The sequence below is a fragment of the Pseudoalteromonas rubra genome (assembly GCF_004212645.1).
In the GTDB taxonomy this organism is placed as follows: Bacteria; Pseudomonadota; Gammaproteobacteria; order Enterobacterales; family Alteromonadaceae; genus Pseudoalteromonas; species Pseudoalteromonas rubra_G.
This window is the reverse complement of sequence record NZ_PPUZ01000071.1, coordinates 1-9,173: the sequence shown is the minus strand read 5'-3', so window position 1 is coordinate 9,173 and position 9,173 is coordinate 1. Positions and strand designations below refer to the sequence as shown.

Below are 9,173 nucleotides of genomic sequence, written 5' to 3'. Positions count from 1 at the left end.
GCTTTGTGACTGATTGAGCTCATTCAGAATATACACACCCTGGCCCGCCAGAATATCAATCACGCCCTGATCGGCATGCAGCTCTGCGGCTTTAAGCTCAATGGCACCGGAGGCCATCAAATAGATGCTGTCTTTGGCGGTGAGCTTGGTAGTCAGGTGTTCAATTTCACTGCTTGTGTGGTCGTATTTGCCAACAGGGGCATTGTTCACATAGCTGGTTTGCTGGGAGAGCAGACGAATATTGCCATCAGCGCGCAGGCTGATGTTATTGCCATTGATGGTGCCACCCTGAACAACAATGTCGCCCATACTGTAAATGCTGATATTCTCACCATTGACAGATGCTATCTGGCCAAACCGGGAGCCTTGCTCATAGCGATTAGAAAAGCGGTGGACCAGGGTTTTTTGTTCATACTGCCCGGCAATAATCTGCACATTTTGTGCGGCACTGAGCGTGCCGGAGTGGTTTCTGAGCGTGCCGCCAACAAACAGGTTCAGGTCGCCGTCTGACGCCACTTCTGCCCCTGGATTGACGTTTAAATCGCGGGCGGTATTCAGGTAGGTATCTCTGCCAGTAAGTAAAGTACCGCTATTGACGGTTATATCTCTGAAGTTGACATCACTGCCGGTAAACTCGACCAGATGCCCGTTAACAGCGCGTGTTTCTAGCGTCTGTGCACTGAGGTGCAAAACGGGAGACAACACTTGTTCTCCGTTAATTTCTCGAAATTCTGGCCAGATAAAGTCTTTGTCAAAGCTGTTATAAACGGATTGGGGAATTTTTTCACCAAAGGTGACGCTACCTTTGCCTGCCAGTTCATAGGCATTTTGATAGAGTTGGACTATCTGAGCTGTTTCATCGGCATACGCCGGTGAGATCAGGCTGCGGCCTAGCTCGGCATAGATCTGGGATCGGATCAGGCGCGTTTGAACAAAGCGATCACCCACTTGTTTTGCAAGTGGGTAATGCGGAAAGATCACTTGGATTTTACCGTTCATTATAGGAATGTACTGAGGTGCAGGCAGCGCGTGCTTTCTGTTTTTCCGCAAGACCCGATGGAAACCAGCAATACTTTGAGCTTCCCGAGCGCGAGCCAGCTCAACAATATGCTCTGACTTCACATACTGAGTCTGGCTGCTGCCAGTGGTTTTTGTGAATGCTGGTGAGTTATTGAGCACATGCGTCGCATCCAGCTTGTCAAACGCGTTATAGGCGTATGCCAGGGTTGGCAGACTCATCTGCCCCAAAAGCATGAAAATGTTTAAATACGCAATGGCTTTTTTATAGAAAGGGACTGGCCGGTCCGAAAAATCATTTTTCTTCATTTTAGATTCCTTTACTGTCCTTTCATTAATTCGGCAACACTAATTCGGAGGGACTTTTCTACGTCACGGGTTGAATACTTGTTCTGGCATTGGTCACAATAATGTTCAATTTTAATCTGGTAGCTGAAGTTTACCGTCGCCGCTTGCTCTGCTTCATTGACTAGCACATCAATAAAATTGAAGTTTTTTGCTGTGCATTGGTATTCAATTACATCGCCCGTATACTTACATCGATAGTCTTCTGCTGTGGAGACTGTTTGGTTGCGTCGGGCATAAGCTTCTGCGGTGTCTCGTACTTGCTTGTAGGTAAAGCCTGTCCCTGCAAATTCAGCAGTAGAGGTTTCGGCCAGGATATCGCTCAGCAGAATCTTAACAAAAGCAGAGGTACAGTTTCTCAATCGCGTTTGTCCATGCTCCTCATAGCGAAATCCATTACATTTTGCATAGTAGGCACTGACCCAAGGTTCGTTATAAACGGCACCATAGTTATACCTATGGTAGTGATCCTCACCGAACTCTTTGGAATAGCGGCTGGAAAAATAATCATGTACTAAGTCTGATTGCTCTGGTGTCAACGAGCCAATGTCCGATTTTTTGAAGTCGCTTGTGGTTTCTACTTCGGGGTTAATACCGTAAACATTACCGTGAATTGCAAATAAAGTTTCGCCCTCTACCGATGTATCTATCGCACTACCTGCACAGCTGCCAAGCACGATACATTGTTTTGCAGCTTGTGAACTTTGTTGTGTAATGGTGCTGCTCAGAACAATCCCGACGGATTCCAGGTCGAGTTTTTGAAAACGCGCATTTTGAAATACTTCGAAATAGGAAAAAGCATTCACCATACGCCGCCTGGTTGACGGTACTTGCTTGCTACCCAGCTCAAACTCTCCAAAGCTAACAATGCGCCCCGGCGGTGAATAAGCAGAAACCTTGGTACCCACCCCTTTTTCTACCTGATCACGGCTACCTTTCTTATCTGAGGTATATGCATAACGTGAGATAATAAAAGACGTTGTCTCTAAACGATACCGCTCATTAAACAGCAGTGGCGTATCCACATGAAACCGGCCCTGTTGATTAAGACGTAAAATAGCCGATGTATTACGAATATATTTGCTCGCTTTGAGCTCCATCTTGGACTCTGCTGCAATCGAAACCTGTTCAGATTGGGTCGTGTTGACACTTATACCGTCACTCCAGTCAACACCCGTAGGCTCTTCTATATGATAAGGGTTGATGTTTTCTATCGCGTTGGCAACAATTGTGACCGTATTTGCATGAATTTTCGCACTGAGGCGGCTTTGCTTTGTACCCGCAGTGCTATAACGGCTATAGGGTCCGTGCTTGAGGCTATTAACATCTACTGACGGTGCCAATAGCGGCAGACGAGCCGGTCTGCGCAATTTGTTAGTACGAGCACCATTAGTGAAAATACCGTCGTTTAGAACTATGCTCAGATAGCCGGCTTTGATTACGCCACCAAAGGTATTGTATGCGTCACCATCAGCTTCCAGAGTGACCTGAGCGCCATTTAAGGTGCCTGAATTGATCACTCGCTCTGCTGCAACTTTGATGTGGTCAGCATCAACATAGCCTTGGTTAAATAAGTATCCATCCGTAAAATTCTTGACCGTTTGACCAAACACCCGTGCACTGGAGTGCAAAGTGGTATTGCCTATTGTCTTCGTCGTAATGATGCGATCACTATATAGCTTGCCATAGACATTTAACGCCGCACTTTCATGCCTGGCTATCTGAATAAATACACCTTCAGCAGGAGCATGGAAATGTCCCTGACGCGTACTTGTCGTTAGTGCATCGGACAATGTATTAATTTCAGTCCCTGGCGGGATAACGACAGGCTGAGCGGCAACGATACCTATGCTTGCCGCCTTGAATGTGCCACCAGGCCGATAAATGTCATTTTTTGTGCTCGCCGAAATAACATCCAGATTACTGTATTTGATTTTCACCCTGCCCGGATACAAATTAACCCCACCCGAGCCAAGCACATAGTCGCCGTTTTCGGCGAAAATAAACCCCCCCTGAGGATGACGTTGTGCGCGCAGGTTAAGATCAATTGTCCCCGAAGTGATAATTTGATCGGCCATCACTTCCAGTGAGTGCACACCAGGTGCACTTAAACCATTGATTGTGACACGGCCAGTGGCGTACGTTGTCATAGAGTCGCCACTAAAAATACCATTAAGGAAAGTGACACGTTCAACGTTTTCAAAAGAGCAGTGCAAGCACTGCAAGGTGCCAGTTGGTGAGGTAAAAACCACATTGACCGGCTTGCCGATCACCGACACTTTATTACGGATATCAAGGATGGGAGATGAGATGACCAAGGTCTCTATCTTGCTGTCATTGGCCAACTTGATGACAACGGGCTTATCAGACACAAAAAACCGCTCAAAATTGAGTTGAGTTGTTGCCGAATTATGCTCAACAATCAGAAAATCACTGCTTGCGTCAGATTGGCGGGAAACTGAAAAGTCGGAAGATGGGTTGTATATAAAGTTAGAAACCGCTTCTGTGGCAGCACTTACGCCACAATTAAGAGTCAGTAACAATCCCAGTAACAAGTAAGCTCCTGCAAAATTTTGCCATTTAATGTCCATTTTTATCCTTTTATTTGGCACAAAAAAATTTGCGGGATTGTATACCAGGTGGGTACAAAAGAAAATAAAAAAATCTACACTTTAGCTACTTATGAAAATTAAATACCAAGTTAGATTACACCTATCACACAAACACAACAAAAACATCAGCCTTGGAGTACCTAGTTTAGGGTGGCTCTTCAAAGAACGCTTGATAGACTCTCTATAAAGGAGACGGTGGTGCTGTACTTAGCAGATCCCGGCTCGCAAGCGTCCGTGATGACGGTGTGGGTTGGTAGTCTTACTTAAAAAAGGATACGGTGGTGCTGAACTTAAGCAGATCCCGGCTCGCACGCGTCCGGGATGACGGTGTGGGATGGCAGTCTTACTTAATAAAGGATACGGTGGTGCTGTACTTAGCAGATCCCGGCTCGCAAGCGTCCGTGATGACGGTGTGGGTTGGTAGTCTTACTTAATAAAGGATACGGTGGTGCTGAACTTAAGCAGATCCCGGCTCGCACGCGTCCGGGATGACGGTGTGGGTTGTTAATCCTACTATATAAAAGATACGGCGTAGCTGTTTGTGAGTAACTGCCATTTCGAAGTGCCCGAAATAAACAGTTAATCATTAATTTAAATAGCCGCAGAGCTTTTATCCAGGACACAAAAAAAGCCGTTCAGGTTTCCCTGAACGGCTTTTTCAATGCATGCGTTCGAGCTTAGTTGAACAGCGCTGTTGCCTTGGCAACCACATTCTCAACCGTAAAGCCGAAGTGCTTGAACAGCTCAGCCGCAGGCGCTGACTCACCAAAGGTGCTCATGCCAACAACCGCGCCGTTCAGGCCAACATACTTGTACCAGTAGTCTTCAATACCTGCTTCAATCGCAACACGACGTGTTACCGCAGCTGGTAGTACTGACTCTTTGTACTCAGCAGATTGTGCATCAAAAACATCGGTAGATGGCATAGAAACAACACGTACGCGCTTGCCGCTGTCACGCAGCTGCGTCGCAGCTTCCACAGCCAGCTGCACTTCTGAACCAGTTGCGATCAGGATCAGCTCCGGTTCACCGTCACAGCTCAGTACATAACCACCTTGCTTAATGGCTGCTACCTGCTCGTCGCTGCGCGCTTGTTGCTCAAGTCCCTGACGGGTAAATACCAATGACGTTGGGCCATCTTTACGCTCAATCGCCTGCTGCCAGGCAACCGCTGATTCAACCTGGTCGCACGGGCGCCAGTTAACCAGATTAGGCGTCATGCGCATACTGGCCAACTGCTCTACCGGCTGGTGTGTTGGGCCATCTTCACCCAGACCAATTGAATCGTGGGTATAAACAAAGATGCTAGGCTGCTTCATCAGTGCAGCCATACGTACTGCGTTACGGGCATATTCCATAAACATCAGGAAGGTTGCGCCGTAAGGGATAAAGCCTTTGTGTAAAGCAATACCATTCATAATGGCCGACATACCGAATTCACGCACACCGTAGAAGATGTAGTTGCCAGACGCATCGTCTGCCGTCAGACCTTTAGAGCCATCCCACAGTGTCAGGTTAGAACCCGCTAAGTCCGCAGAGCCACCCATGAATTCTGGTAACAGAGGACCAAATGCATTCAGGGCATTTTGTGATGCTTTACGGGTTGCCGGGTTAGCCGGGTTGGCCTGTAGCTGGGCAATGTACTCAGCGCTTTTCTGCGCCCAGTCTGCCGGCAGCTCACCTTTAGTACGGCGCTCAAATTCTGCCGCCAGTTCAGGGTAATGCATCTGGTATTCAGTAAATTTAACCAGCCACTCGCTCTGAATTTGCTGACCATGCGCAGAGGCATCCCATTTTGCGTAAACAGACTCAGGGATTTCAAACGCGCCATGCTCCCAGCCCAGGAATTCGCGTGCTGCTTTGATCTCGTCATCACCCAGAGGTGCACCGTGACAATCGTGGCTGCCCGACTTGTTTGGTGAGCCGTAACCAATTACCGTTTTACAACAGATAAGCGTTGGCTTGTCTGATTCAGCGCGTGCCGCTTCGATAGCCGCAGTGATAGCGTCGCTGTCATGGCCATCCACGTCAGCAATCACGTGCCAGCCATAGGCTTCAAAACGCTTAGGTGTGTCGTCGCTGAACCAGCCTTCAACTTCACCGTCGATAGAAATGCCGTTGTCATCCCAAAACGCGATCAGCTTGCCCAGGCCCAGTGTGCCGGCCAGTGAACAGGCTTCGTGAGAAATACCTTCCATCAAACAACCATCGCCCAGGAATGCGTAGGTGTAGTGGTTAACAATGTCGTACTCGTCACGGTTAAACTGTGCTGCGAGTGCTTTTTCGGCAATCGCCATACCGACGGCATTGGTGATCCCCTGCCCCAGTGGACCTGTGGTTGTTTCGATACCCGGTGCATAGCCATATTCTGGGTGACCAGGTGTTTTAGAGTGCATTTGGCGGAAGTTTTTCAGTTCATCAATAGACAGATCATAGCCAGACAAATGCAACAGAGAATAAATGAGCATGGAACCATGGCCATTAGATAGTACAAAGCGGTCACGATCAACCCAGTCTGGATTATTTGGGTTATGCTTTAAATAATCGCGCCACAATACCTCTGCGATATCGGCCATACCCATAGGGGCACCCGGGTGACCGGATTTGGCCTTTTGAACTGCGTCCATGGACAGAACGCGTATGGCATTTGCAAGTTCTTTGCGAGATGGCATGAAGTCTCCTACTTTTTTTGTCATTTGAGTGGCAAATCTGTACCTAATATACCCGTGTGGCGACGCGGTCACGTTTGCCTTAGTTGGTGGCAATTCAATGCATGACACGCCGAAATGCAGGTAACTCGATTAGAAAATTGGTCCCCATTCTTACCTATTAGGGTAACCACTGCAATTAAAAATCAATGAAATCTTGGTGTCGCTGGGGACTTTTTTACTGCGTTTTTCGCAAAGGTTTAAAATTAGACGTCTAGGCGTAAAAAAGCTATGCAGCAGGGCCTGTTTTCGATAATATATCGCTCTGATTTTTTCGCGCTATTCCTGTAGTTTGTGAAGCGCAATATTTGTGAGCATAAATACAATGGCAAAACATTTATTTACTTCTGAATCTGTTTCTGAGGGTCATCCGGATAAAATCGCCGATCAGATCTCTGATGCGGTACTAGATGCTATCCTTGAGCAAGATCCAAAAGCACGTGTTGCGTGTGAAACTTACGTAAAAACCGGCATGGTCATGGTCGGTGGTGAAATCACTACCAGTGCCTGGGTTGATATCGAAGAACTAACGCGTAAAACGGTACGCGAAATTGGTTACACTCATTCAGATATGGGTTTCGACGCCGACTCGTGTGCAATTCTGAATACCATTGGTAAACAATCTCCAGACATCAACCAGGGTGTTGACCGTACTCGTCCTGAAGAACAGGGTGCGGGTGACCAGGGCCTGATGTTTGGTTACGCCTGTAACGAAACCGACGTATTAATGCCGGCACCTATCACTTACTCACACCGTCTGGTTCAGCGTCAGGCGCAGGTGCGTAAAGATGGCACTTTGCCTTGGTTACGTCCGGATGCAAAGTCTCAGGTTACTTTTGCTTACGAGAACGGTAAAGCGGTTGGTATCGATGCCGTTGTTCTGTCAACTCAGCACTGTGACTCTGTGTCTCAGGATGATCTGGTAGAAGCTGTGATGGAAACCATCATCAAGCCGGTACTGCCTGCAGAGCTTATCACTGAAGCCACTAAATTCTTCATCAACCCAACCGGTCGTTTCGTTATCGGTGGCCCAATGGGTGACTGTGGTCTGACTGGTCGTAAAATCATCGTAGATACTTACGGTGGTATGGCACGTCATGGTGGTGGTGCATTCTCTGGTAAAGATCCATCAAAAGTTGACCGTTCAGCTGCCTATGCTGCACGTTATGTTGCTAAAAACATCGTGGCTGCGGGTCTGGCTGACAAATGTGAGATCCAGGTATCTTACGCAATTGGTGTCGCAGAGCCGACGTCTATCAGTGTTGAAACCTTCGGCACAGGTAAACTGGAAGAAGCGCGTCTGATTGACTTGATCCGTGAGCACTTCGACCTGCGTCCTTATGGCCTGATCACTATGCTTGATCTTGAACGTCCTATCTATCAGCCTACTGCGGCATACGGTCACTTCGGTCGTAACGAGTTCCCGTGGGAAGCAACAGATAAAGCAGAAGCGCTTAAAGCCGCTGCTGGCCTGTAAGTGTATATGTAGATTTACAGAAAAGGCGCCTTACGGCGCCTTTTTTTGCAAAAACAGGAATAATCAATTCCCGGAGATTAAAAACTCCTCAATATCTTCTTTGATATCCACATACTCATCATCGTGAATATTCAACACAATCATCACTTTATCCTTAAAAGCGTGCCAGTCCGCGCAATTGCGAAAGTACTTACCTTCAAAGGCCAGGTTTTCGGCCAGCTTTAAAATGGCAAACGCCTGCTGCTCACTCTCATCATGGGTTTCGTCCAGATACAGCGGGTCATGATGGCGCAGTATGATCTGACACATGGCCTTAGGAATATTCCAGGAGCTGGCCAGATAGTAGCCCACTACCGCATGGTTAGTCGGATATAGCTGCTCCTCGTAGCATGCCAGTGTGTATTCAGGCCGTTGGATGGCACGGGTCATCACCTCTTTATAATTGTCGTAGCGCATCGCCATGGCGGGTATACCCGCATCATGAAACAAGCCAAGCAACTGTAAGTTCTCAACCGGTACATTGGCACGCACCCGCTTACCGATCAGCATGGCTATTTGAGAAATATCAATGGCATTATCCCAAAACCGCTCCAGCGAAATGCAGCACAGGCTTTGATCAAACGCTTCTTTGAGCAGATAACCTGTTACTATTTGAGTGATACTATTGAGCCCCAAAAACATCACCGCCTGTTTAATGTCCGACACCGTTCTGGACATGCCGTAGGCCGGAGAGTTAATCACTTTTAGCACCGCAGCCGATGTTGCGACATCCTGTGAAATAATATTGGCAACACGATTTAACTCGGGCTCTTCACTGTTGAGTTCATTCTGTATGTGTTCCAGAATTTCAGGCTTGGCAGGCAGGTTAAACCCGGAGCGCAGCTCCGCTAATGTTTTTTCATCAATATTGAGCATAACAGCAAACACATCAGGCTAGTTTGATTTTAGTGTAGACGATATATACCAATTTCACTTAATACCAGTTCAATTTGACGGAGCAAATATGGCGCTAAC

General features: G+C 47.5%; 5 protein-coding genes. 1 reads left to right on the top strand and 4 read right to left on the bottom strand.

Going from position 1 to position 9,173, the window contains the following annotated elements; all coding sequences use genetic code 11:
* From C3B51_RS20125 to tkt, 3 genes are all read right to left on the bottom strand, one after another.
* A partial coding sequence (locus C3B51_RS20125; RefSeq protein WP_130246206.1) for a hemagglutinin repeat-containing protein occupies positions 1-1,326 on the bottom strand: 1,326 nt, incomplete at its 3' end.
* 11 nt (positions 1,327-1,337) lie between these two features.
* Positions 1,338-3,953: a hypothetical protein gene (locus tag C3B51_RS20120; RefSeq protein WP_130246205.1), complete on the bottom strand. Its 2,616-nt coding sequence runs from the start codon at positions 3,951-3,953 to the stop codon at positions 1,338-1,340.
* Positions 3,954-4,651: 698 nt separating this feature from the next.
* A complete protein-coding gene (gene tkt, locus C3B51_RS20115) occupies positions 4,652-6,646 on the bottom strand; it encodes a transketolase (protein WP_130246204.1) in 1,995 nt (664 codons plus the stop codon).
* Between the two features lie 361 nt (positions 6,647-7,007).
* On the opposite strand from tkt, the gene metK reads away from it, so the two are divergent.
* Positions 7,008-8,159, top strand: coding sequence for a methionine adenosyltransferase (gene metK, locus C3B51_RS20110; protein ID WP_125716201.1), 1,152 nt, complete (start codon positions 7,008-7,010; stop codon positions 8,157-8,159).
* A gap of 63 nt (positions 8,160-8,222) precedes the next feature.
* Here metK and C3B51_RS20105 read toward each other — a convergent pair whose 3' ends face one another.
* On the bottom strand, positions 8,223-9,074 hold the full coding sequence (locus C3B51_RS20105; RefSeq protein ID WP_130246203.1) for an HDOD domain-containing protein: 852 nt from the start codon (positions 9,072-9,074) through the stop codon (positions 8,223-8,225).
* Positions 9,075-9,173: the final 99 nt, after the last annotated feature.

What these genes read in the sequence shown, in the direction of transcription:
- C3B51_RS20120 (WP_130246205.1), bottom strand. Translation starts at nt 3,953, where the DNA reads ATGGACATTAAATGGCAAAATTTTGCAGGAGCTTACTTGTTACTGGGA.
- tkt (WP_130246204.1), bottom strand. Translation starts at nt 6,646, where the DNA reads ATGCCATCTCGCAAAGAACTTGCAAATGCCATACGCGTTCTGTCCATG.
- metK (WP_125716201.1), top strand. Translation starts at nt 7,008, where the DNA reads ATGGCAAAACATTTATTTACTTCTGAATCTGTTTCTGAGGGTCATCCG.
- C3B51_RS20105 (WP_130246203.1), bottom strand. Translation starts at nt 9,074, where the DNA reads ATGCTCAATATTGATGAAAAAACATTAGCGGAGCTGCGCTCCGGGTTT.